At 76.8% G+C, this 25,702-nt stretch carries 6 protein-coding genes; 5 read left to right on the top strand and 1 reads right to left on the bottom strand.

The window, feature by feature from the left end; translation table 11 throughout:
* Nucleotides 1-73: 73 nt before the first annotated feature.
* On the bottom strand, nt 74-1,231 hold the full coding sequence (locus tag ACWD3O_RS15595; RefSeq protein ID WP_451408887.1) for a TIGR03364 family FAD-dependent oxidoreductase: 1,158 nt from the start codon (nt 1,229-1,231) through the stop codon (nt 74-76).
* A gap of 155 nt (nt 1,232-1,386) precedes the next feature.
* Here ACWD3O_RS15595 and ACWD3O_RS15590 point away from each other — a divergent pair, with 155 nt between their 5' ends.
* From ACWD3O_RS15590 to ACWD3O_RS15570, 5 genes are all read left to right on the top strand, one after another.
* Nucleotides 1,387-2,157: a GntR family transcriptional regulator gene (locus ACWD3O_RS15590; RefSeq protein ID WP_451408886.1), complete on the top strand. Its 771-nt coding sequence runs from the start codon at nt 1,387-1,389 to the stop codon at nt 2,155-2,157.
* Nucleotides 2,154-2,894: a phosphonatase-like hydrolase gene (locus ACWD3O_RS15585; protein ID WP_451416208.1), complete on the top strand. Its 741-nt coding sequence runs from the start codon at nt 2,154-2,156 to the stop codon at nt 2,892-2,894. The genes ACWD3O_RS15590 and ACWD3O_RS15585 overlap by 4 nt, the downstream gene beginning before the upstream one ends.
* A gap of 847 nt (nt 2,895-3,741) precedes the next feature.
* Nucleotides 3,742-4,884, top strand: coding sequence for a cytochrome P450 (locus ACWD3O_RS15580; protein ID WP_451416295.1), 1,143 nt, complete (start codon nt 3,742-3,744; stop codon nt 4,882-4,884).
* A gap of 223 nt (nt 4,885-5,107) precedes the next feature.
* Nucleotides 5,108-6,538, top strand: coding sequence for a serine hydrolase domain-containing protein (locus ACWD3O_RS15575; RefSeq protein ID WP_451416207.1), 1,431 nt, complete (start codon nt 5,108-5,110; stop codon nt 6,536-6,538).
* A 386-nt stretch (nt 6,539-6,924) separates the two neighbouring features.
* The gene (locus ACWD3O_RS15570) at nt 6,925-25,689 is read left to right on the top strand and encodes a non-ribosomal peptide synthase/polyketide synthase (RefSeq protein ID WP_451416206.1); all 18,765 of its coding nucleotides are present in this window, start codon (nt 6,925-6,927) and stop codon (nt 25,687-25,689) included.
* Nucleotides 25,690-25,702 lie beyond the last annotated feature (13 nt).

Here is a 25,702-nt window from a genome sequence, read left to right as displayed (position 1 = left end):
CTCCTGGGGAGGGGAAAGGGCGTTGCGGGGCGTGGCGCGGGCTGCGCGGCCCCGGGCGGGTGGGCCGGGACTGTCAGAGCAGGCGGTCGAGCACGGCCGGGGCGAGGCCGAGGCCGATGGTCATGCCGATGCCGGAGGTCACCGTGACCACCCGGACGCCGGGGCACGGTTCGGCCTCCAGCACGTCGGTGGCGGCCGAGTCGGCGTACACGCCGCGCCACCGGCGGCGCACGACGAGGTCCTCGGGGCCGGCGGCCCCCAGGAGCCGTGCGCCCTCGCGGAGCAGGACCGCGGTGACGTCCTCCTCGTCGAAGGGCTGATGGGTGCGGGCGTAGTGGTGGGTGTCGCCCAGCACGATCGACCCGTCGGGGCGCTGGGTGAGCATCAGGTTCACCACGTGCTCCAGCAGTTCGGGGGAGTCCCGTTCGATGCGGGTGCGGACGTCCTTGGCCGAGGGCATGGCGGCCAGGCCGCCGTAGCGGAGCATCGAGGTGCCGGTGAGCACGGCGGGTTCGACGCGCGCGCCCCCGGGCGGCGCGATCTCCAGCATGTGCAGCCGGCAGCGGCGCACCCCCGCCTCCTCGGCGAGGGCGGGGAAGAGGCGGTCGACGTCGTGGCCCGTGGCGTGCACGATCCGTTCGGCGCGCAGGTCGCCCCGGGCGGTGTGGACCAGCCCCGTCCGGACACCGCCGACATGGGTGCCGAAGCGGAGGTCCACGCCGGCCTCGGCGAGCCAGGCCGCCAGGGCGGGCACCGCGGCACGCGGGTCGACGCGCAGGTCCTGCGGCAGGTGGGCGCCGCCCACGACCTCGTCGGTGGCGAGCGGAAAGCGGTCCCGCACCTCGGCCGGGGTCAGCAGCCGGACCTGCTCGGCCCCGCGGGCGGCGGCGAACTCCTCGAGCACGGCCAGTTCGGCCTCGTCGCGGGCGACGACCACGGTTCCGGTCCGCAGGACCTCGAAGCCGGCCCGCTCGCCCAGCCGCAGCCAGGACTCGCGCGCCGCCAGGGCGTGTTCGAGGACGACGCCCTCCTGCGCCGTGACGCAGACGTGCCCGAAGTTGCGGACCGAGGCGCCGACGGCCCGCTCGTCGCGTTCGAGCACGGCCACGCGCAGTCCGCGGGCGTGCGCCTCGACGGCGTGGGCGAGGCCGACGATGCCCGCGCCGACGACGGCGAGGTCGTACGGGCCGCCGGAAGCGGAAGGGCCAGGGGGGAGAGTTGAGTGATGCACAAGCGGGACTCTCACCGCGCGGCGTCCACCCGGTCAAGCCGTCACAGCGACTTGTCTGAACAAGTTAACCCAGTGTTTTCCCTGGTGCCGAGGTGTTCAGCCGGTGCTTTCCTGTCTCACCCCTGGGTCGGTGCGGTGAGTTGTACAGTCAGCTCGTGACCATCCCACTCCATGTCCGGGTGGCCGACGAGCTGCGCCGGCAGATCATCGGCGGCCAGTGGCCCCCCGGCACCTCGTTGCCCTCGGAGGCCCGCCTGTGCGAGCGCTTCGGCGCGTCGCGCGGCACCATCCGCAGCGCCCTGTCCGCCCTGCGCCGTGAAGGGCTGATCGTCGGAGGGCAGGGGCGGCCGCCCGTCGTCCGGGACACCACGGTGGGGCAGTCGTTCGAGACGCTGCTCTCCTTCACCGCCTGGGCCCGGCAGATCGGCCGCGTCCCCGGCCAGCGCACCGTGGAGATCACCCGGCGCGGGGCGTCCGCCGCCGCGGCGGCCGCGCTGGACATCCCGGAGGGCGCCCCGGCCATCGACGTGCTGCGGGTCCGGACGCTGGACGGCGAGCCCGTGATGCTGGAACGCGCCACCTTCGTCCTGGAGGTGGGGCGCCTGCTCTTCGCCGTCGACCCGGACGCGAACTCGATCTACGCCTCCCTCGCCGACCAGGGCGTGGACCTCCACTCGGCCCGGCACACCGTGGACGCGATCGCCGCCGACGAGACCGACGCCGAACTGCTCGGCGTGCCGCGGGGCGCGCCCCTGCTGCGCGAACGGCGCCGGGCGACGGACGCGGCCGGCCGGCCGCTCGAGTACGGCGACGACCGTTACCGCCCCGACCGGATCACCTTCACCATCGACAACGTCCGCCCCGGCACCACCGGCGCCTCCCCCGACGTGCAGATCATCAAGAAGACGAAAGCGGAGAACTCATGACGCCCCCCGGCTCCACGCCCGCGCCCGCACCGGCTTCCGCCGCCGGCGCCCGCCCGCCCTTCGCCCTGGCCGCGCTCGACATGGCCGGTACGACGGTCGACGAACAGGGGCTCGTCTACCGGGTTCTCGGGTCCACCGTCGGCGACGCCGTGGGCGGCCACGTGCCCGCGGAACTGCTGGCCCGCTGGAAGGGCACCTCCAAGCGGGAGGCGATCCGGGGCATGCTCGAAGGGCTGGGCGCGGACGCCTCGCCGGCCTCGGTGGACCGCGCGTTCGCCGGGTTCCAGGAGCGGTTGGTCGCCGCCTACCGGGCCACCCCGCCCAGGCCGCTGCCGGGCGTGACCGCCATGTTCGAGGAGTTGCGCTCCCAGGGCGTCAAGGTGGCGCTCCAGACCGGCTACTCGGCCGAGATCGCCGCCTCGATCCTGGACGGCCTCGGCTGGCGGGCCGGTGACGGTCCCTCCCGCACCGTCGACGCCGTCGTCACCTCGGACCGGGTGCCCGCCAGCCGCCCCGCGCCCTACCTGGTCTTCCGGTGCATGGAGGCCACCGGCGTCACCGACGTCCGCCGCACGCTGGTCGCCGGGGACACCCCCAACGACCTGGGGGCGGGCACCAACGCCGGGGCCGGCTTCGTGGTCGGCGTCGCCACCGGGTCGTTCACGCTGGAGCAGCTGTCCGCCGTCCCGCACACCCATCTGCTCGACTCCGTGGCCGAGTTGACCACCCTCCGGTAGCCGCCACCCGCCCCGCGACGGCCGGGAGACGGCCGGGAGGCGACCGGGGACGGCCGGGAGACGACCGTCCCCGGCCGTCTTCGCGCCGCGCAACGTCGTTCTCACGCCAAAAACGCTTCGCGCGGGCCGTGGTGGACAGGGAGGCGTTTGTGGGCCCGGGGGAGGGGCACCTGGGCGCCCGGCCTCGAAGGGTGCGGAGTGTTACGGCGGTGTGCCGCAGGGTTAACGGCCGGTACGACCAATCTGTAAATATGAAGGAATGAATGCAATTGCGCCACATCGTCGATCCGCCTGCGAATGCGCGGGATGTGTGCGTAGGCTCTGTCCGTGTTCGGAAGTACTGACCACAGACCGTTCACGTTTCGGCTGGTTCGTACACGGCGGCCCGACCGGCCCCGCGTCGGCACCGGGCGGGATTCCTCTGGGGGAGTGATGATGGCGGCCTGCTCCGCGCGGCGGTCCAGCCGGCCCGGCACCGGGACGACATGTCCCCCGGCGTCGCGAGGCGTTCGCCCGCCCGGGCAGCCGGCGGGCGGGCCCGGTCGGACGGCGCGACATTCGGGCCCCCCGACCGCCGCACCGCACCGGTGACGCCCGGCCGACGCCGGCGGAAGCGCCTCCGCCGGCCGTCGCGCTCGCGTCAAGCCTGTCCGCCCCCGGTCCCGCCGCACACACCGGCCGCCGCCACCCGTGGCCACGCCATGGCCGTGTGCCCACAGAGGGAGAAGAAGTGACCAGCAGCAGTCGCCCGTCCGACGCGCCCTTACCGTCCGGCACATCGCCGTCCGGCGTGGCCGGGACGGTGGAGCCCCCGCTGTTCGACACGCTGTCCGCGCGGTGGAACGCCCTGCACGAGAAGGGGCCGGTGCTGCGCGACGAGGCGCAGGGCGTGTGGCAGGTCGTGGACCACCAGGGGGTGGGGGCGGTGCTCGCCGACCACGCCACGTACTCCTCGGACATGTCCCCGATCGCCCCCGCACAGGAGGACTTCGACGCCTTCCGGCAGGGCAACTTCGTCGGCATGGACCCGCCGCGCCACCGCCAGCTTCGGACGCTCGTGAGCCAGGCCTTCACCCCGAGGGTCGTCCAGGGGCTCGCGCCGCGGATCGAGGAGGTCACCACCCGGCTGCTGGACGCCGTGGCCGACCGGGACCGCTTCGACCTGGTCGACGCCCTCGCCCACCCGCTGCCCGTCGTCGTCATCGCCGAACTGCTCGGTGTCCCGGCCGAGGACCACCCGCTGTTCCACGAGTGGGCGAGCGTCATGTTCGACGGTGAACTGATCGGCGAGGCACCGGACATGGCCGACCTGGAACAGGCGCTGGAGGCCGTCGCCCCCACGGTGCGGGAGATGAACGGTTACGTCCTGGACCACATACGACGTCGGCGCGCCGCCCCCGGCGACGACCTCACCAGCCGCCTGCTGCACGCCGAGGTCGACGGCGACCGCCTGGCCGACCAGGAGATCGTCGGCTTCGTCGCCCTGCTGCTGATCGCCGGCCACATCACCACCACGGCGCTGCTCGGCAACGCCGTCCTGACCTTCGACCGGCGTCCCGGCCTGCTGGACGCGCTGCGCGCCGACCCCGAGCTGCTTCCGCCCGCGCTCGAGGAAGTGCTCCGCCTGCTCCCGCCGTTCCCGGAGGTGGGGCGGCGCACCACCCGCCCGGTGGTGCTCGGCGGTCACGAGATCCCGGCCGACGCCCTGGTCATGGCCCATCTGGGGGCCGCCAACCGGGACCCCGCCCGGTTCGCCGACCCGGAGGGTTTCGACATCTCCCGCACCCCCAACCCCCACCTGTCCTTCGGGCACGGCATCCATTTCTGTCTCGGCGCACACCTCGCCAGACTCGAGGCGCGCATCGCCGCCCGGTCGCTGCTCGAACGGTTCCGCACGGTGGCGGTCGCGTCCCACGACGAGGTCGCCTACCGGAATCCGGCCGTCATCGTCGGCGTCCGCCACCTGCCGGTGGAGGTCACCCACAGGTAGCCGTACCACGGCGTCACGCGCTGCCCGCGCAGCGCGTGCGCCCCCGCGTCCCGCGTTCCCCGTGCCGACCGGACCGTCCCCCTGAGCCGGCCGGCACGTCCCCGCGCGAGCGCGGTCCCCGACCGCGGAGCCCGGCCGACACCCCCGGCCGTGCTCCCCGAGCCGCCGTACCACCTGAGCCGCAGTTCCACCCGAGCCGCAGTCCCCAGGAAGGTCCCGCTCCATGCAGTCCATACCCCCCACCCGGATCGTCGTCGAGAGGCGGCCGTCCCCGGACCGCCGCACGCTCCAGAGCCGCCTCGACGACCTCGCCCGCACCCACCGGGTGCCCGGCGCCCAACTCGCCGTCCACACCGGCGGCCGCACGATCACCGTGCACACCGGCACCGCCGACGCCGGCACGGGCGCGCCCTTCACCTCCGACACGGCCGTCCCGGTCGGTTCCGTCACCAAGCTCTTCACGGCCGCCGCCGTCCTGCTGCTCGCCGACGACGGCGACCTGGACCTCGACGAGAGCGCGGCCGCCACGCTGCCGGAGCTGCGCCGCCTACCGGAGGTGACCGTCCGTCACCTGCTCAGCCACACGGCGGGCCTGCCGTCCGGGCCCGGCTCCGACGCCGTCGCCGGCCGCACCGCCGCCCGCGTCCTCGCCGAGATATGCACCCCGGGCGACCTGCTGTTCGCCCCCGGCACCGGCTTCTCGTACTCCAACGCCGGGTACCTGGCCGCCGGCCGGCTGATCGAAGAGGTCACCGGCATGACCTGGCGGGAGGCCCTGCAGACGCTGCTGCTCGACCCGCTCGGCATCCGGCCCGCCTTCCTCGGCGGTCCCGCGCCGGACCGGCCCGTCGCCTCCGGCCACGCCCGCAACACCGCCTCCGGCCGGTTGCTGCCCGTGCCGCAGAACCTCGCCCCCGCCGAGGCACCGGCCGGGGCCCTGCTCGCCGGCGCCCTCGACCTGCTCGCGCTCGGCAGGGCGCTGAACGGTGACACCGCCGTCCTCCCGGACGCGGTCACCGCGTCGATGCGCCGGCCCGCCCCCGGCAGCGACGCCGGCTCCCTCGCCGACGCCTGGGGACTCGGCGCCGCCCTCTTCCACGGCGACGAGGGCTGGTGGTGCGGCCACGACGGCAACGCCCAGGGCACCTCCTGCCACCTGCGCGCCGACGCCCGCACCGGCACCGTCGTCGCCCTCACCGGCAACGCCTCCTCCGCCACCGCCCTGTGGCGGGACCTCGCCGCCGACCTCGGCGGACTCACCGGCCTCACGGTGCCCGCCGGACCGGCCCCCTCCGCCCCCACCGGCCACCCCCTGGTGCTCCCGGAGGCCGTGGGCGCCTACCGCAACGGCGCCACCGAGTACCGGATAGGGATGGACGACTTCGGCCGCCCCGTCCTCTCCGTCGACGGCGACGCGCCGCTTCCGCTGGTGTGCTACGCCGACCTCCGGTTCGACCTCGTCGACCCCGCCACCGGCCGCCGCGAGCCCGGCGGGCGCTTCCACCGCGACGCCGTGACCGGCGACGTCGACCGGGTGCAGATCTCCGGCCGCACGGCCCGCCGGGCACGCGACGGGTCGGGGGACCTCCGCGCGCCGTACGCCCGCGCCCACCACGCCGCCCGGACCGGCCACCCGGTCCGGGCGGACCGGTGACCGCGGCTCCGGCCGCCGACCACGGACCGGTGCGGGCCCGCTCCCCGAGGAGCGGGCCCGGCACCGCGGCGCCCGCGGTCCCCGCGCCGCGCGTTCCGGCCCGCCCGTGCCGAACCCCGCCCACCGCCTGACGCCGTCCCCGGCCACCGCCCCGCCACCGCCCCGACGCTCTTCGCGGCCCCCGCAGGCCACGCCGCCCCCGGTTCCGACCACCGGGGCCGGCACCGCCGTCCCCGTAGCACCGCCGTTCCCGCAGCACCACCGCCTCCCCGCAGCACCTCCTCCCCGTGCGGACCCGCCGCACCGCCGAGGCGTGCCCGACCCTGCCCGGGTCCGGCCCGCCCGCGCGGTGAGCCGCGCCCCCGAGCTTCTGAAGGACTGCCCCCATGACGGACCCGCAGGACACCCCCGCTCCGGCGTCCCCCCTCCCGCAGCCCGGCCGCACCCCTGTGCCGCAGGGTGCCCCGTACCCGCCGCTCGGCGAGCTGTTCACCGCGTGGGCGGCGCGCACCCCCGACGCGCCCGCGCTGACCGACGGCCGGCGCACCTGGTGCTACCGGGACCTGGCGGAGCGGGCCGCACGCCTCGCCGAGGACCTCCGGCGGCGTGGCGCCCGACCCGAGGCCGTGGTCGCCGTGGTCCTGCCCCGCTCACCGGAACTGATCGCCGCGGAGCTGGCCACCGCCCTCGCGGGCGCCGCCTTCCTGCCCGTGGACCCCGACTACCCGGCCGAGCGGCGGGCCCTGATGCTCGCCGACGCCCGGCCCGCCGTCGTCCTCGACGACCTGGCGGAGGTCCGCCGGGTGATGGACGCGCCGGCCGGGGCCGCCACCCCGGCCCCGCCCGCCCCCGCCCGGGTGGGACCGGACCACGCCGCCTACGTCATCCACACCTCCGGCTCCACCGGCCGCCCCAAGGGCGTGACGGTCACCCACCGGGGGATCGGCGCCTTCGCCGCGGCCGCCGCCGAGCGGTACGCCGTGGGGCCGGGCGACCGGGTCCTGCAGTTCTCCTCGCCCAGCTTCGACGCCTCCGTGCTGGAGCTGTTCATCTCGCTGCTCTGCGGGGCGACGCTGGTCGTCCCCCCGGGCGGACCCTGGCTGGGCGACGAACTCGCCGCCGTCCTCGACGAGTTCCGCATCAGCCACACGCTGATACCGCCCGCCGCGCTCGCCACCCTGCCCGACCCCGGGCCGGGCGGCCTGCCGCACCTGCGGACACTGATCGTCGGCGCGGAGGCATGCCCGGCCGCCCTGGTCGACCGCTGGGCGCCCGGCCGGAGGATGATCAACTCCTACGGGCCCACCGAGGCGACCATCGTCTCCACCTGGACGGGCCCGCTCACCGCCGGCTCCGGCGCTCCGCCCATCGGCGCGCCCCTGCCCGGCGTCCGCGCGCACGTGCTGGACGGGGCGATGCGCGAGGTGGCGCCCGGCGCGGACGGCGAGCTGTACGTCGGCGGGGACGGGGTGGCCCGCGGCTACCTGGGCCGCCCCGGACCGACCGCCGCCCGCTTCGTCGCCGACCCGTTCGGGCCGCCGGGCTCCCGCCTCTACCGCACCGGCGACCGCGCCCGGTGGCGCGCCGAGGGCGACCTGGAGTTCCTCGGCCGCGCCGACCGGCAGGTCAAGATCCGGGGCTTCCGCATCGAACCAGGCGAGGTCGAGGCGGCGCTGCTGCGGGACACCGCCGTGCGCGAGGCCGTGGTGGTGGCCCGCGAGGACGAGCCGGGCCGGCGGCGGCTGGTCGGGTACGTCACCCCCGCCGACCCGCAACGGCCGCCGCAGCCCGACGCGTTGCGCGCGGCGCTCGGCGCCTCGCTGCCCGCCCACCTGGTGCCCTCCGCCCTCGTCGTCCTGGACGCCCTGCCGCTCACCCCGCAGAACAAGGTCGACCACCGGGCCCTGCCCGCCCCCGCCGCCCCCGCCGCCGCGGGCCACGTGCCGCCCCGCACGCCCGCCGAGCGCGCGCTGGCCGCCGTCTGGGCCGAGGTGCTCACCCTGGACACCGTCGGCGTCGAGGACGACTTCTTCGACCTGGGCGGCGACTCGGTCCTCGCCGCGCGCACCCTCTCGCGCATCCGCGAGGAGCTCGGCATGAAGCTCTCCGTGCGGGACGTGTTCACCGCCCGTACCGTCGCCCGGCTCGCCCCGCTGCTCGACGCCCCGTCGGCCACCGCACCGCCCGAGCCCATCGCGCGGGCCCCGCGCGACCGGCCGCTGCCGGTGTCCAGCGCCCAGCGCCGCCTGTGGTTCCTCCACGAGCTCGACACGGACGGCGCCGAGTACAACACCGGTGTCGCCCTGCGGCTGCGCGGCCCGCTGGACACGGGTGCGCTGCACCGTGCCCTGCGGCACCTCACGGCACGCCACGACTCCCTGCGGACCACCTTCACGACCATCGACGGCCACGGCGCCCAGCGCGTCGCGCCCGAGGCCGAACTGCCCCTGCGCACCGCCGACATCGGCACCCTGCCCGCCGAGCGGCACGAGGCGGAGACCGAGCGCCTGCTCACCGAGGAACTGCGCCGGCCGTTCGACCTGACGGCGGGCCCGCTCACCCGGGTCCTGCTGGTGCGCCGCCACGACACCGACCACGTGCTGCTGCTCGCCCAGCACCACATCGTCACCGACGGCTGGTCGGTCGGCGTGCTGGTCCGCGAACTGACCGCGCTGTACCGGGCGCAGGCGGACGGCGGGCCCGACGGGCTCCCCGAACCCGGGGTCCAGTACCCGGACTACGCGGTGTGGGAGCACGAACGGGAGGCGGCCGAGGCACCCTCCGGCGACCTCGCGCACGACCTGGCCCACTGGAGGCGCGCACTGGCCGGGGTCCAGAACCTGGACCTGCCGACGGACCGGCCCCGCCCGGCCGTCCGCACCACCGAGGGCGCCGCGCACCGCCACCGCCTCCCCGCCGACCTGGTCGACCGCGTCCGGCGGTCGGCCGGACACCGGGGAGCCACCCTGTTCACGATGCTCGCCGGGGCGGCCGCCGTGCTGTTCTCCCGCTACTCCGGGCAGCGTGACGTCGCGTTCGGGACCGTCACCGACGGGCGCGGCCGGCGGGACGTGGAGGAGACCACCGGCTTCTTCGCCAACACCGTCGTCCTGCGCACCCAGGTGGACGACACCCTCACCGTCAACCGGTTCCTGGAGTCCGTGCGGTCGACGGTGCTGGACGCCTTCGCGCACGCCGGGGCGCCCTTCGACCGGGTGGTCGAGGAGATCGCCCCGCCCCGCGACCCCGGCCGGACGCCCCTCGTCCAGGTCCTCGTCGTCCAGCAGACCCCGCTCGCGTTCCCGCCGCGGGTCGCCGGCCTGCGCGTCGAGGAGCACCCGCTGCCCCGGCCCGCCGCCCGCTTCGACCTGGTGCTGGAGTTCACCCCCACCGCCGACGGCGGCTGCGAGCTGACCGTCGAGTACAACACCGGCCTGTTCGACGCGGCCACCGCCGCCCGGTTCGGCCGCCACCTGCACCGCCTCCTCGAAGGCATGGCCGACGCGCCCCACCGGACGCTGGCCCAGCTGCCGCTGCTCACCGAGGACGAGCACGCCGCCCTGCTGCGGGACGGCACCGGACCCGACGCCGGCGCCGAGGAGGAGGGGGAGGACGACGGCGCGACGCTGCCCGCGCTCTTCGCAGCGCAGGCCGCCCGCACCCCCGACCGCACCGCCGTCGTCTGCGGCGACGTCGGCCTGGACTACGCCGAGACCGACCGCCGCGCCCGCCTGCTCGCCCGGCGGCTCACCGCCCTCGGCGCCGGCCCGGAGCGGCTGGTGGCCCTGTGCCTGCCCCGCACCGCGGATCTCGTGCCCGCGCTGTGGGCGGTCCTGAGGACCGGCGCCGCGTACCTGCCGGTCGACCCCGGCTACCCGGCCGAACGCGTCCGCCTCATGCTCGCGGACGCCGCCCCGGCGCTCGTCCTGGCGAGCCGCGACACCGTGCACGCGCTGCCGCCGGGCTGCGAGCCGCTGATCATCGAGGACTGCCTGGCCGGCGGCACGGAGACCGGACCGCACGGCGCTCCCGCCGACGCCGACGCCGTCGCCGCCGTCGCCGCCGTGGCCGACGAAGCCGACGCTCCCGGAACCGGTGGCCTCGACCACCCGCTGGACCCCGAGAGCCCCGCCTACGTCATCTACACCTCCGGCTCCACCGGCCGCCCCAAGGGCGTCGTCGTCACCCACCGCGGCGTCGCCCGCCTGGCCACCTGGGCCGCACGGCGGTTCGCCGGCCGGCTGGACCACGTGATCGCCTCCACCTCGCTCAACTTCGACGTCTCGGTGTTCGAGCTGCTGTGCCCCCTGGTCGCCGGCGGCACCGTCGAGATCGTCCCCGACCTGCCCGCCCTCGCCGACGCCCCCGGGCCGCGGCACGCCGGGCTGATCAGCGGCGTGCCGTCGGTGATGTCACGGATGCTCACCGGGACGGGCACCGCCACCGGCACCGTCACCGGCCCCGCCGTCACCGCGGACACCGTGGTCCTCGCCGGGGAGGCGCTGCCCGCGCAGACCCTCCACGACCTGCGCCGCACGATGCCGGGCTGCGCGATCGCCAACCTCTACGGCCCCACCGAGGCCACCGTCTACGCCACCGCCTGGTTCGCGGGCGACGAGGCGCCCGAGCACGCGCCGCCGATCGGCAGGCCGGTGGCCCGCACCCGCGCCTACGTCCTCGACCACCTGCTGCGGCCCCAGCCGCCGGGCGCCCCGGGCGAGCTGTACCTCGGCGGCGAAGGACTGGCCCGCGGCTACCTGCGCCGCCCGGGACTGACCGCCGCCCGGTTCGTCGCCGACCCGTACGGCGCCCCCGGCGACCGCATGTACCGCACCGGTGACCTGGTGCGCCGCACCGCCGACGGCGAACTCGAGTATCTGGGCCGCACCGACGACCAGGTCAAGGTGCGCGGCTTCCGCATCGAACTCGGCGAAGTCGAGGAGGCGCTGCGCGGCTGCCCCGGCGTCGCCGAGGCCGCGGCCGCCGCACCGGCCGGCGACGGCCACCGCCGTCTCGTCGGCTACGTCGTCCCCGTACCGGGCGTCACGGTCGACTCGGAGACCGTCCGCAGGACCCTCGCCGGCACCCTGCCCGACCACATGGTGCCCTCGGCCGTCGTGGTGATCGACGCCCTGCCGCTCAACCCCAACGGCAAGCTCGACCGCGGCCGGCTGCCCGACCCGGCCCCCACCGGACGCGCCGCGGCCCACGTGGCGCCCCGCACGCCCACCGAGCGGACCCTCGCCGCCGTCTGGGCCGAGGTGCTGCGCGTCGAGCGGGTCGGCGCCGACGACAACTTCTTCTCCCTCGGCGGCGACTCGATCCTCAGCATCCAGGTCGTCGCCCAGGCACGGCAGGCGGGCCTCGCCCTCACCTCCCGGGACCTCTACCGCCACCAGACCGTCGCCGCCCTCGCCCGGTGCGCCGACGCCGCCGCCAAGGACCGCCCCGCCGAACCGGCCGCCGGAGCCGTGCAGGCCACCGGGGCCGCGCCGCTGACGCCGATCCAGCACTGGCTGTTCGACACGGCGGGCGAGCGGGCGGGCCACTTCGCGCAGACGCTCTCCCTGGAGGTCGGCGACGGCGTCGACGAGGCCGCCCTGGAGGACGCCCTCAACGACCTGACGGCCCACCACGACGCCCTGCGCTCCCGGTTCCTGCCCGGGGACGACGGCGACGGCGGCCACGGAGTGCGGTGGCGCATCGAGGAACACGCCCCCCGCCTCGTCCTCGCCCGCCACCGCGGGCCGGACACCGACCGGCCGCACCACGGCCCCTTCGACCTGACCCGCGGCCCGCTGCTGCGCGCCGTGCTCCACGACCGCGGCCCGGGCCGCGCGCCCGTGCTGCACCTCGCCGTGCACCACCTGGTCGTCGACGGCGTCTCCTGGCGCGTCCTCCTCGACGACCTCGACCGCGCCTACCGCGCCCGCCGGGACGGGCGGCACGGCGCCACCGCGCTGCCGCCCAGGACCTCGCCGCTGCGGCAGTGGGCCCAGCGCCTCGCCGCGTACACCGCCCAGGGAGGGTTCGCCGAGGAGGCTGCCTACTGGCGCGGCGCCACCTCCGGGGCGGGCCACGCCCTGCCCGCGGACCGGGAGGGCGCGAACAGCTACGCCTCCGCCCGCGCGGTCACCGTCCGGCTGACCGCCGAGGACACCGCCGCGCTGCTGCGCACCCTGCCCGAGACCTACCGCACCCGCGCCAACGACGTGCTGCTGGGCGCGCTCGGCCGGGTGCTGTGCGCCTGGAGCGGCCACGACCGGGTCCTGGTGGACGTCGAGGGCCACGGCCGTGAGGAACTCTTCGCCGACGTCGACACCAGCCGCACCGTCGGCTGGTTCACCACCCGCCACCCGGTCGCCCTCGCCGTGCCGCGGGACGCCGGCTGGGACACCGTGCTCAAGCAGGTCAAGGAGCAGCTGCGGGCGGTGCCCCGGAACGGCATCGGCCACGACGCGCTGCGCCACCTCGCCTCCGGCCCCGGCGCCCTGCCCGACGGCCCCACCGCCCAGGTCAGCTTCAACTACCTCGGCCGGTTCACGCCGCCCGGCGACCCCGACGGCCTGTACCGCGCCGTGTTCCGCCCGCTGGAACTGGACGCCGACCCCGACGCGCGACGCCCCCACCCCCTGGAGGTCGTCGGCCTGCTCGACGAGGACGCGCTGGAGTTCACCTTCTTCCACTCCGCCGAGCTGCACGACGAGCACACCGTCACCGCCCTGGCCCGGCAGTACGCCGACGCGCTCGCCGCGCTGGCCCGGCACGCCGCCCGCCCCGGCGCCGCCGGCCGCACCCCCTCGGACTTCCCGCTCGCCCGCCTCGACCAGGCCGCCGTCGACCGGATCACCGGCGACGACCCGGCCGGCGTGGAGGACGTCCACCCGCTCACCCCGACCCAGGCCGGGATGCTCTTCCACGGCATCTCCCAGGAGGACAGCGGGGTCTACTTCCACCAGCTCACCTTCGTCCTCGACGGCGTCCCGGGCCCGGAGGCGCTCGCCCGGGCCTGGCAGCAGGTGACCGACCGCACCCCGGTGCTGCGCTCCCACGCCGTCTGGCAGGACGTGCCCGAACCACTGCTGGTGGTGCGCCGCCGGAGTGCCGTGCCGGTCACGCACCTGGACTGGAGCGAGCTCGGGGAGGACGCCCGCGAGGAGCGGCTGACGCGCCTGCTGGACGCCGAACGCGAGCGCGGCATCGACCTCGGCCGGGCCCCGCTGCAGCGGCTGACGCTGGTGCGGCTCGCGGAGGGCAGCGTCCGGGTGGTGTGGTCGTTCCACCACCTCGTGCTCGACGGCTGGAGCCTCTTCCACGTCCTGTCCGACGTGTTCGCCGCCCTCTCCTCGCCGGACGGCGCGGCCGGACCCGAACGCCGGCCGTTCCGGGACTACGTGGCCTGGCTGCGGGACCGCGACCGGGACGAGGCCGAACGGCACTGGCGGGAGCGGCTGGCCGGCCTCGCCGAACCAACCCCCCTGCCCTACGACCGCGAGCCGCGCGAGAGCCACCGCGCCGAGTCCCGCGCGGCCCACCGCGCCGTCCTGCCCGCCGCGACCACCCGGGCCCTGCGGGAACGGGCCAGGAACGCCGGCATCACCCTCGGCACCCTGGTGCAGGGCGCCTGGGCGATCCTGCTCGGCCGCCACGCCGGCCGCGACGAGGTCGTCTTCGGCACCACCGTCTCCGGCCGCCCGCCCGAGCTCGACGGGGCCGAGGCCATGACCGGCCTGTTCATCGCGACCCTGCCCACCCGCACCACCGTGCCCCGCACCGGGACGCTCGGCGACTGGCTGCGCCGCCTCCAGCACGCGCAGGGCGAGGACCGCCGCCACGACGGCGTGCCGCTCACCCGCATGCAGGCGTTCACCGGCCTGCCCGAACGGACCGCCCTGTTCGACAGCATCGTCGTCTTCGAGAACTACCCGGTGGACGACCGCCTGGCCGCCGCCCACGGCCTGACGATGAGCGGCCTGCGCGGCGTCGAGACCACCAACTACCCGCTGAGCCTGGTCGTCGAGCCCGGAACCGAACTCTCCCTGACCCTGGGCCACGACCCCGCGCTCTTCGACGCCGCCACCGCCGAACGGCTCGCCGGCCACCTCACCGTCCTCCTCGAGGGCATGGCCGACGGCCTCGACGACGCCCCGGGCCGCCTCCCGCTGCTCACCCCCGCCGGCCGCGACCGGGCGCTCCACGACGGGCGCGGCCCCGCCGCCGCACCCGCCACCACCACCGCCGCCCTGTTCGCCGCGCAGGTACGGCGCACCCCGGACGCGGTCGCCGTGGACGCGGTCGCCGTGGACGCCGGCGCCGGCACCGTGACGCTCACCTACCGCGAGCTCGACACCCGCGCCCAGGCGTGGGCGGCCCGCCTGGCCGCGCTCGGCGTGGCGGCGGAACGCCCCGTCGGCGTGCTGATGGAACGCTCCGTGCCGCTGGTCGTCGCCCAGCTCGCCCTGGCGCGCACCGGCGGCGTGTACGTGCCGCTGGACGGGCGCGCGCCGCGGGAACGGCTGCGGCGGATGCTCGCCGAGGCCGGTGCGGACCTGCTGCTCACCGACGCGGCGCACGAGGCCACGGCGCGGGAGGCGCTGCCCGCGGGGCGCGTCGTCCGGGCGGACGGCCTCCCCGAGGGGCCCGGCGGCCCGCTGCCGGCGCCGCCCCACCCCGACAACGCGCAGTACCTGATGTTCACCTCCGGCTCCACCGGCGTCCCCAAGGGCGTCGCCGTGCGGCAGCGGGACGTGGCCGCGCTCGCCCAGGACAGCGCCTTCGCCGGGCACGACCGCGTGCTGGTGCACTCGCCGCACGCCTTCGACGCCTCCACCTACGAGCTGTGGGTGCCGCTGCTGCGCGGCGGCACCGCCGTGCTCGCGCCGCCCGCCGAGATCGACGCCGCCGTGGTCCGCCACGCGGTCGCCGAGCGAGGGGTGCGCCACCTGTGGCTGACGGCCGGCCTGTTCCGGCTGCTCGCCCAGGAGGACCCCGGCTGCCTGCGCGGCGTCCGCGAGGTGTGGACCGGCGGCGAGGCCGTGCCGGGCGCGGTGGCGCGCCGCGTCCTCGACGCCTGCCCCGGCCTGACCGTCGTCGACGGGTACGGCCCCACCGAGACCACCACCTTCGCCACCCGCCGCCCCTTCACCGCCGACGACCCGCTGCCCGCCGTGCTGCCCATCGGCCGCCCGCTGGACGGCACCCGGGTGTACGTCCTCGACGACGCCCTCCAGCCGCAGCCGCCGGGCGTCCCCGGCGAGCTGTACATCGCCGGCGCGGGCGTGGCCCGCGGCTACGCGGGCCGCCCCGGCGCGACCGCCGCCCGCTACCTCGCCGACCCGTTCGCCGGCCGGTCCGGAGAGGCCGGCGGCCGGATGTACCGCACCGGCGACATCGTCCGCCGGACCGCCGACGGCGAACTGCGGTTCGTGGGCCGCGCCGACGGCCAGATCAAGATCCGCGGCTTCCGGATCGAGCCCGCCGAGATCGAGGCCGCGCTCACCGCGCACCCGGCGATCGCCGAGGCCCTGGTGTCGCCGTACGAGCACGCCGGCGTCAAACGGCTCGCCGCCCACCTGGTGCCCGCCCCGGGCGCCGACGTCCCGGCCGCCGCCGACCTGCGCGACCACCTGTCGGCCGCCCTGCCCGACTACATGCTGCCCGCCGCGTTCGTCACCGTGCCGGAACTGCCGCTGACCGCGAACGGCAAGGTGGACCGCCGCCGCCTGCCCGACCCCGTCCTCCCGGCCCCGGGCGACGCCTACCGGGCCCCCGCCGACGGGGCCGAGCGGATCCTCGCCGACGTCTGGGCGGAACTGCTCGGCGTCGAACGGGTCGGCGCCGACGACAACTTCTTCATGCTGGGCGGCGACTCGATCCTCGGCATCCAGGTCGTCAGCCGGGCCCGCGCCGCCGGACTGGCCCTCACCCCCCGCGACCTCTTCCGCCACCCGACCGTCGCCGCCCTCGCGGCCGCCGCCCGCACCACCGGCGACACCGCCCCCGCCGTCGCCGGCACGGAGCCGGTCACGGGGGACGTCGGCCTCACCCCCGTCCAGCACTGGTTCCTCGACGGCGACCCGCGCCGCCCCGAGGTCTTCGACCAGTGCGTGACCGTCGAGACGCCCGGCGACGTCGACCCCGGCGCCCTCGACCGCGCGCTGCGCGCCCTGTGGACGCACCACGACGCGCTGCGCGCCCGCTTCACCCGGGACGCCGACGGCGCCTGGCGGCAGACCTGCGCCGCACCCGACGAGGAACCGCCGCCGCTGCTCGAGGTGCACGACCTGACCGGCCTCGACGAGGAACGGGCCCGGCAGGAGCGGGCCCGCGTCACCGACGCCGCGCACCACGGGTTCCGGCTGGAGAGCGGACCGCTGCTCACCGCCCGCCTGTTCACCGGGACGCCCGCCCCCCGGCTGCTGCTCGCCGTGCACCACCTGGTGGTCGACGGCGTCTCCTGGCGCATCCTCCTGGAGGACCTGGAGACCGCGTACTCGCAGGCCCTGACCGGGCAACCCGTCCGGCTGCCGGAGCGCACCACCTCCGTCGCCGAGTGGGCCCGCCGGCTGCGCGACCACACCGCGCGGGGCGGTTTCGCCGCCCGGCGCGACCACTGGGAGACGGCCGCCCGGCACTGCGCCACGCCGCTGCCGGTGGACGCCGACGGCGGCAACACGGTCGCCGACACCGCCACCGTCACCGTGCGGCTGGACCGCCGGCACACCGAGGCCCTGCTGCGCCAGGTGCCGGGCGTCTACCGCACCCGCGTCGACGACGTCCTGCTCACCGCCCTCGGCCGGGTGCTCGCCGACTGGACCGGGCGCGACGGCGTCGCCGTCACCCTGGAGGGCCACGGGCGCGAGGACGCGCTCTTCGACGACGTCGACCTCTCCCGCACGGTCGGCTGGTTCACCACCCTGTACCCGGTGGTCCTGAGCGTGCCGGAGGGCGACTGGGGCGCCGCCCTGAAGTCCGTCAAGGAGCAGCTGCGCGCCGTCCCGGACCGCGGCCTCGGCCACGGGGCGCTGACCCGCCTCACCCGCGACCTGCCGGCCACGCCCACCCCCGGCATCAGCTTCAACTACCTGGGCCGCTTCGACTGGAGCGCCCGCGACGGCGCCCTGGTGCGGTCCGTGCCCGGCGGTCTGGACGGCGCCGACGCCCCCGAGGCCGAACGGCCCCACCTGCTGGACGTCGTCGCCCGGGTGGAGGACGGCGAGCTGGAGATCGGCTGGCACCACAGCCGCGGCCGCCACCACCGGGAGACCGTGGACCGCCTGGCCCGGGGCATGGTGCGGGCCCTGGAGGAGATCGTCGCCCACTGCGCCCGCCCGGACTCCGGCGGACGCACCCCGTCGGACTTCCCGCTGGCCCGCCTCGACCAGGCCACCGTCGACCGGGTCGTGGGCGACGGCCGCGCGGTCGCCGACGTCCTCCCGCTCACCCCGATGCAGGCCGGCATGCTCTTCCACGGCCTGATGGACCCCGACAGCCGCACCTACCTGAACCAGGTCCAGTTCACCCTCACCGGCGTCACCGACCCGCGGGCCCTCGCCGACGCCTGGCAGGCCACCGCGGACGCCAACCCGGTGCTCCGCACCCGCCTGGTGTGGCAGGAGACCGCCGAGCCCCTGCAGGTGGTGCCGCACCACGCCGCCGTGCCCGTCGTCCACCACGACTGGACGGGCCGCGGCGAGGAGTGGTGCGCCGCGGAACTGGACCGGCTGCTCGCCGAGGACCGGCGGGCCGGCGTCGACCTCGCCGCCGCGCCCCTCATGCGGCTCGCGCTGATCAGGCTCGGCCCCGACCGGGTGCGGGTCGTGTGGACGTTCCACCACGTGCTGCTCGACGGCTGGAGCGCCGCCCAGGTCTTCGACGAGGTCGCCGAACGGTACGCGGCGTCGGCCGCCGGGCGCCGCCCCGACCTGCCCGAACGCGCGCCGTTCGCCGGCTACCTGGGATGGCTCGCCCGCCAGGACACCGCCGCGGCCGAACGCCACTGGCGCGAGACGCTGGCCGGGTTCACCGCCCCGACCGAACTGCCCCGCGACCGCCGCCCCGCCGAGGCGCACCGCGCCTCCTCCTCCGAGACCGTCCACGTCACCCTCGACGCGCGGGTCTCCGCGCGGCTCCGCGACATCGCCCAGCGGGCCGGACTCACCCTCAACACCGTGCTCCAGGGCGCCTGGGCGCTGCTGCTGTCCCGCTACGGCGGCGGCGACGACGTGGTGTTCGGCTCCACCGTCTCCGGACGCCCCGCCGACCTGCCCGGCGTGACCGGCATGGTCGGCCTGTTCATCAACACCCTGCCGACCCGCGTCCGCGTCGACGGCGGCCGCCGGCTGCTGGAATGGCTCGGCGACCTGCAGGCCGCCCAGTCGGAGTCCCGGCGGCACGAGTTCGTCTCCCTCGCGCAGCTGCGGAGCTGGAGCGACGTCCCCGGCGGCACGCCCCTGTTCGACAGCATCGTCGTCTTCGAGAACTACCCGTTCGACGGCGACGCGCTGTCCCGCCTGGGGCTCGCCCTCACCCAGGAACGCGACATCGAGCCCACCGAGTACCCGCTCGGCGTCGTTGTCGCCCCCGGCGACACCCTGTCCGTCTCCCTCGACCACGACCCGGCCGTCTTCGACCGGGCCACCGTGGAGAGCCTGGGCGCGAGCCTGCGCACCCTGCTGACCGAGATGGCCGCCGACCCCGACCGCCGCCTGGACGACCTGCCGCTGCTCGCCCCGGGCGAGGACCGCGCCCTGATCGAGCGGTACGCCGGGGCGCCGACCGGGGCGCCGACCGGGGGGACGGCCGGGGCGGACGCGCCGCGCCGCACCCTGCCCGACGCGTTCGCCGGGCAGGCGGCCCGCACCCCCGACGCGCTCGCCGTGCTCGCCGGGGACGAGGAGCTGACCTACCGTGAGCTCGACGAGCGCTCCAACCGGCTCGCCCGGCTGCTGATCGAGGCGGGCGCCGGACCGGAACGCTTCGTCGCGCTCGCCCTGCCGCGCACCGCCGAGCTGATCGTGGCGCTCCTCGCGGTCCTCAAGAGCGGCGCCGGCTACCTCCCCGTCGACCCCGGGCACCCGGCCGAACGCGTCGCCCTCCTCCTCGACGACGTGCGGCCCGCCGTCGTCGTGACCGGCACCGCCACCGCCGGACGGCTGCCCGACGGGCCCTGCCCGCGGCTGACCCTCGACGACCCGGAGACCGCCGCCCGCCTGGCCGCCGCGTCGCCCGGCCCGGTCGGCGACCACGAGCGGCGCGCTCCGCTGCTGCCGCAGCACCCGGCGTACGTCATCCACACCTCCGGCTCCACGGGCCGCCCCAAGGGCGTCGTGGTCGCCCACTCCTCCCTGCCGGCGCTGACCGACTGGGCCGCCGCCGAGTTCGCCGGGCGCGGCCTCGGCCACGTGGTGGCGTCCACCTCGCTCACCTTCGACGTGTCGGTGTTCGAGATCTTCGCCCCGCTGGTCACGGGCGGCACGGTGGAACTCGTCCGCGACCTGCTCGCCCTCGCCGAACGCCCCGGACCGTGGCGGGCCGGCCTGATCAGCGCCGTGCCCTCCGCGCTCGGCCGGCTCCTCGCCGAGGACACCGTCCACGTCGGCGCGGACACCGTCGTCCTGGCCGGCGAGGCCCTGCCCGCGCGCACCGTGCGGCAGGTCCGCGCGGCGGTGCCCGGCTGCCGGGTGCTCAACGTCTACGGCCCCACCGAGGCCACCGTCTACGCCACCGCCTTCACCTGCGACCCGGCCGACCCCGACCGCGAACCGCCCATCGGCCGCCCCGTCGGCGGCACCCGCGCCTACGTGCTGGACGCCCGGCTGCGCGCGGTGCCGGCCGGCGCCCCGGGCGAGCTGTACCTCGCCGGGACCGGCGTCGCCCGCGGCTACCTTCACCGCCCGGGCCTGACCGCCGCCCGCTTCCTCGCCGACCCCTACGGGCCGCCCGGCGCCCGCATGTACCGCACCGGCGACCTGGTGCGCCGCGCCGCCGACGGGGAACTGGTCCACCTCGGGCGGACGGACGACCAGGTCAAGGTGCGCGGCTTCCGTATCGAACTCGGCGAGGTGGAGGCCGCGCTGGCCCGCCACCCCGACGTGGCCGCCGCGGCCGCCCGGGTCGTCGACCACGAAGGACACCGGCGACTGGTCGGCTACGCGGTCCCGCACCGCTCCACCGGGGCCCTGGACCCGGCCGCGGTCCGCGACCACCTCGCCGGCACGCTCCCCGCCCACCTGGTGCCCTCACTCGTCGTCCCGCTGGAACGGCTGCCGCTCGGAGCCACCGGCAAGCTGGACCGGCGGGCCCTGCCCGAGCCGGTGTGGTCCGCCCCGGACACCGCCGGATCCTCCCGCCCGCCCCGGCCCGGCGCCGAGCAGACCCTCGCCGCGATCTGGTCCGAGGTGCTCGGCGTGCCCGAGATCGGCGCCGAGGACAACTACTTCGCGCTCGGCGGCGACTCCATCCTCGGCATCCAGGTCGTCTCCGCCGCCCGCCGCGCCGGGCTGCGCCTGACGCCGCGGCACCTGTTCACCCACCCCACCGTCGCCGACCTGGCCGCGGCGGCCGAGCGGGCACCCGCCGACGCCGGGACCGCCGCCGAACAGGGCCCGGTCGCCGGCCCGACGCCGCTCACGCCCGTCCAGCACTGGCTGCTCGACACGCTCGGCGGCGACCCCGCCGACTTCACCCAGTCGGTCTCCTACCACGTCGACCCCGCCACCGACCCGGACCTGCTGCGGGCCGCGCTCGCCGCCGTCCTGGACCACCACGACGCGCTCCGCATGCGCTACGAACCGGACGCCGCCCCCGGACACCGCCAGCACGGCACGGAACCCGGCGCCGCACCGCACCTCGAGGTGCACGACGCGCCGCCCGAGGAGGTCGCCCCGGCCCTCGCCGCCGGCTTCGACCTGCGCACCGGCCCGCTGCTGCGCGCCGCGCTGTGCCGCCCCGGCGACGGGAGGCGGCCGGTCCTGCTCCTCGCCGCCCACCACCTGGTGGTGGACGCGGTGTCCTGGCGCATCCTCCTGGAGGACCTGGACGCCGCCTACCGGGCGCTGCGCGCCGGGGACACGCCCGACCCGGGGCCGAAGACCACCTCGTTCCGCGCCTGGGCGACCCGCCTCGCCGCGCACACCGCGGCCGGCGGCTTCGACGCCGAACTCCCGTACTGGCGCGGCGTCGACACGACCGCCCTGCCGACCGACCGGGACGGCCGGAACACCGTCGCCGACGAGGAGTCCCTGACCGCCGCCCTGGACGAGGAGGACACCCGCCGCCTGCTCCAGGAGGTCCCCGAGGCGTACCGCACCCGCGTCAACGACGTGCTGCTGTGCGCCCTGGGCCGGGTCCTCGCCCGCTGGACGGGCCGCGACCGGGTGGCCGTCGCCCTGGAGGGCCACGGCCGTGAGGACCTCTTCGACGGCGTCGACCTCTCCCGCACCGTCGGCTGGTTCACCGCCCTGTACCCGGTCGCCCTGGACGTGCCGCGCTCCGCGGACACCGGCGGCGCGCTGAAGTCCGTCAAGGAGAACCTGCGGGCCGTCCCGCACGGCGGCATCGGCCACGGGGCCCTGCGCCACCTGCGCGGGACGGACGGGGGGAGCGCCCTGCCGCGGCTGCCGCAGATCTCCTTCAACTACCTGGGCCGGCAGGACTGGCAGACCACCCCGGGCGGCCTGCTGCACTCCCCGTACGACGGCCTGGCGGGCGGCATGGACCCGCGGGCGCCGCGCCCGCACCTCGTCGACGTCCTCGGCCGGGTCACCGACAAGCGGCTGGAGTTCACCTGGTCGTACTCGCGCGAGGTGCACCACCGCGACACCGTGGCCCGGCTCGCCGCCGAGACCGTCGAGGAACTGCGCGCCCTGGTGCGGCACTGCGCCACCCCGGGCGCCGGCGGCCGCACCCCGTCCGACTTCCCGCTGGCCCGCCTCGACCAGGCCACCGTGGACCGGCTGGCCGGCACCGGACGCGACGTCACCGACATCCACCCCCTCACGCCCACCCAGGCGGGCATGGTCATGCACGCCCTGGACGAGCCCGGTGAGGGGCTGTACGTCGAGCAGATCACCTTCGTCACCGACGGCGTGCGCGACCCGGCGACGCTGGCCGCCGCCTGGCAGCACGTCGTCGACCGCACGCCCGTCCTGCGCACCTCGGTCGTCCTCCACGGCGTTCCCGAGCCGCTGCAGGTCGTGCACCGCGCCGCCCGGCTGCCCGTCGCCCACGAGGACTGGTCGCACCTGACGGGGGAGGAGCGGGAGGAGCGGCTGGCCCGGCTGCTGGCCGAGGACCGCGCCCGCGGCATGGCGCTGGAACCGGCGCCGCTGACGCGGATCGTCCTGGTCCGGCTCGGCCCGGACGAGGTGCGCGTGGTGTGGACCTTCCACCACCTGCTCCTGGACGGCTGGAGCGTCTTCCACGTCCTCGGCGACGTCCTGACCGCCCACGCGGCGCTCGCCCGCGGGGAGGAACCGCGCCTGCCCGACCGCAGGCCCTTCTCCGACTACGCCGCCTGGCTCGCCGCCCGCGACACCGCCGGCGCCGACGAGCACTGGCGGCGCGTCCTGGGCGACCTGACCGCGCCCACGCCGCTGCCGTACGACAGCAGGCCCGCGCCGGGGGCCCCGGCCCGCTCCGGCACCTGGCTGTCGCACCACCTCGGCGAGGAGGACAGCGCCCGGCTGCGGGAGTTCGCCCGCCGCCACCGCCTCACCCTGAACACCGTCGTGCAGGGCGCGTGGGCGCTGCTGCTGTCCCGGCTGAGCGGCACGCATGACGTGTGCTTCGGCACCACCGTCTCCGGCCGCCCCGCGGACCTGCCCGGCGCGGACACCGTCACCGGGCTGTTCATCACCACCCTGCCCGCCCGGGTCGCCGTCGACGGCCGGGCCCCGTGCGCCCGGTGGCTCGAGGAGCAGCAGCGGGCGCGCGCCGAGGACCGGCGCTTCGAGCACCTGCCGCTGACCCGGATGCTCGCGGCGAGCGGACTGCCCGACGGCACGCCGCTCTTCGACAGCCTGATCGTCTTCGAGAACTACCCCGTCGGCGACGCGACGGCCGGAGCGCAGGGCGTCCGGGTGCGCGACCTGGACGCGCGGGAGGCCACCAACTACCCGCTCACCGTGGTGGTGTCGCCCGGCGACCGGCTCGCCGTCGAACTCGGCTACGACCCGCGCTACTTCGAGGAGACCACCGCCGCCGCCCTGGCCGGACGGCTGCTGCACCTGCTGCGCCGCCTCGCCGACGCCGACGGCTCCACCCCGCTCGACGACCTCGACGTCCTGCCGCCGGAGGAACACGCCCGGGCGCTCGACGGACCCGCGCGGCCCGACCTCGCGCCGGTGACCCCGGCGACGCTGCCCGCCCTCGTCGAGGCGGCCGCCGACCGGTGGCCCGACGCGCCGGCCCTGAGCGCGCCCGGCCTGGAACTGACCTTCGCCGACGTCGAGGCACGGGCCGACCGGCTCGCGCACCGGCTCATCGCGCGCGGCGCGGGTCCCGGCACGCTCGTCGCGCTCGTCCTGCCCCGCTCGGCGGAGATGGTCCTCGCCCAGCTCGCGGTGGCCAAGACCGGCGCGGCCTTCCTGCCGGTCGACCCCGGCTACCCCGAGGAGCGGATCGCGCTGATGCTGAGCGACGCCGCACCCGCCCTCACCCTCCACGCCGAGGAGGTCGACGCCCTGCTCACGGCTCCGGGGGGAGCCGCGTCCGGCGACGTCCCGGGCCACCGGCCCACCGACGCCGACCGGACCCGCCCCCTCGACCTCGACGACCCGGCCTACGTCATCTACACCTCCGGCTCCACCGGCACCCCCAAGGGCGTCGTGGTCACCCACCGCGGCCTCGCCGCCTTCGCCGCCGCCGAGGCCGCGCACTACCGGGTCGGCCCGGGCGACCGCGTCCTGGCGTTCGCCACCCCCAGCTTCGACGCCTCCGTGCTGGAACTGTGCATGTCCCTGCCGCACGGGGCCCGGCTGGTCGTGCCGGAACCCGGTCCGCTGCTCGGCGTGCGGCTCGCCGAGGTGCTGCGCGAGCGGCGCATCACCCACACCCTGCTGCCGCCGGCCGCGCTCGCCACCGTGCCGCCGGACACGCCCGGCACCCTGCCCGACCTGAAGACCCTGGTGGTCGGCGCCGACGCGTGCCGGGCCGAACTGGTCGCCCGGTGGGCCCCGCACCACCGGATGGTCAATTCCTACGGCCCCACCGAGGCCACCGTCGTCGCCACCTGGTCGGACCCGCTGCGGCCCGACGGCACGGCCCCGCCCATCGGCCGCCGCCTCCCCGGCACCCGCGCCCGCGTGCTGGACGCGCGCCTGCGTCCCGTCCCCGACGGGGTGCCCGGCGAACTGTGGCTGGCCGGGGACGGCCTGGCCCGCGGCTACCTCGGCCGGCCCGGCCTGACCGCCGCCCGGTTCACCGCCGACCCGTACGGCCCGCCCGGCAGCCGCATGTACCGCACCGGCGACCTGGTCCGCCGCGACGCCCGCGGCGAACTGCACCACCTCGGCCGCACCGACCACCAGCTCAAGCTGCGCGGCCACCGCATCGAGGCCGGCGAGGTCGAGGCCGTCCTGGTGCGCCACCCGTCCGTCCTGGACGCCGTGGTCAGCGTCCGGGAGGACGAGCCGGGGCTGCCCCGGCTGGTCGCCCACGTCCTCGCCGCCCCCGGCGCGCAGCCGCCCGCCGCCGCGGCCCTGCGCGCCCACGTCGCCCGGACGCTGCCCGGCCCCATGGTGCCGTCGGCGTACGTGGTGATGGACCGCTTCCCGCTGACCGGGAACGGCAAGACCGACCGGGCCGCCCTGCCCGCGCCCGAACCCGGGCCCGAGCAGCCGCGGGCGACCGGACAGGTCGCCCCGCGCACCCCCACCGAGGAGGCGCTCGCCGCCATCTGGGAGGACACCCTGGACACCCCCGTGGGCGCCGAGGACGACTACTTCCTGCTGGGCGGCGACTCCCTGCGCGCCCTGCGGATCGTCACCCGCGCCAACGACGCCTTCGGCGTCACCCTCACCCCCCGCGACGTGCTGGTGTCCCGCACCGTCGCCGCGCTGGCCGAGCTGGTGGAGGACCAGGTGCTCAGCGAACTCGAGGCCGCCGCCCGTGGCGCCGGCGCATCCGACGAACTCCCGAACGAGCGGTGAAGGACCCCACCAC

Source organism: Streptomyces sp. NPDC002640, assembly GCF_053592575.1.
This window is presented reverse-complemented; position numbering and strand designations above follow the sequence as displayed.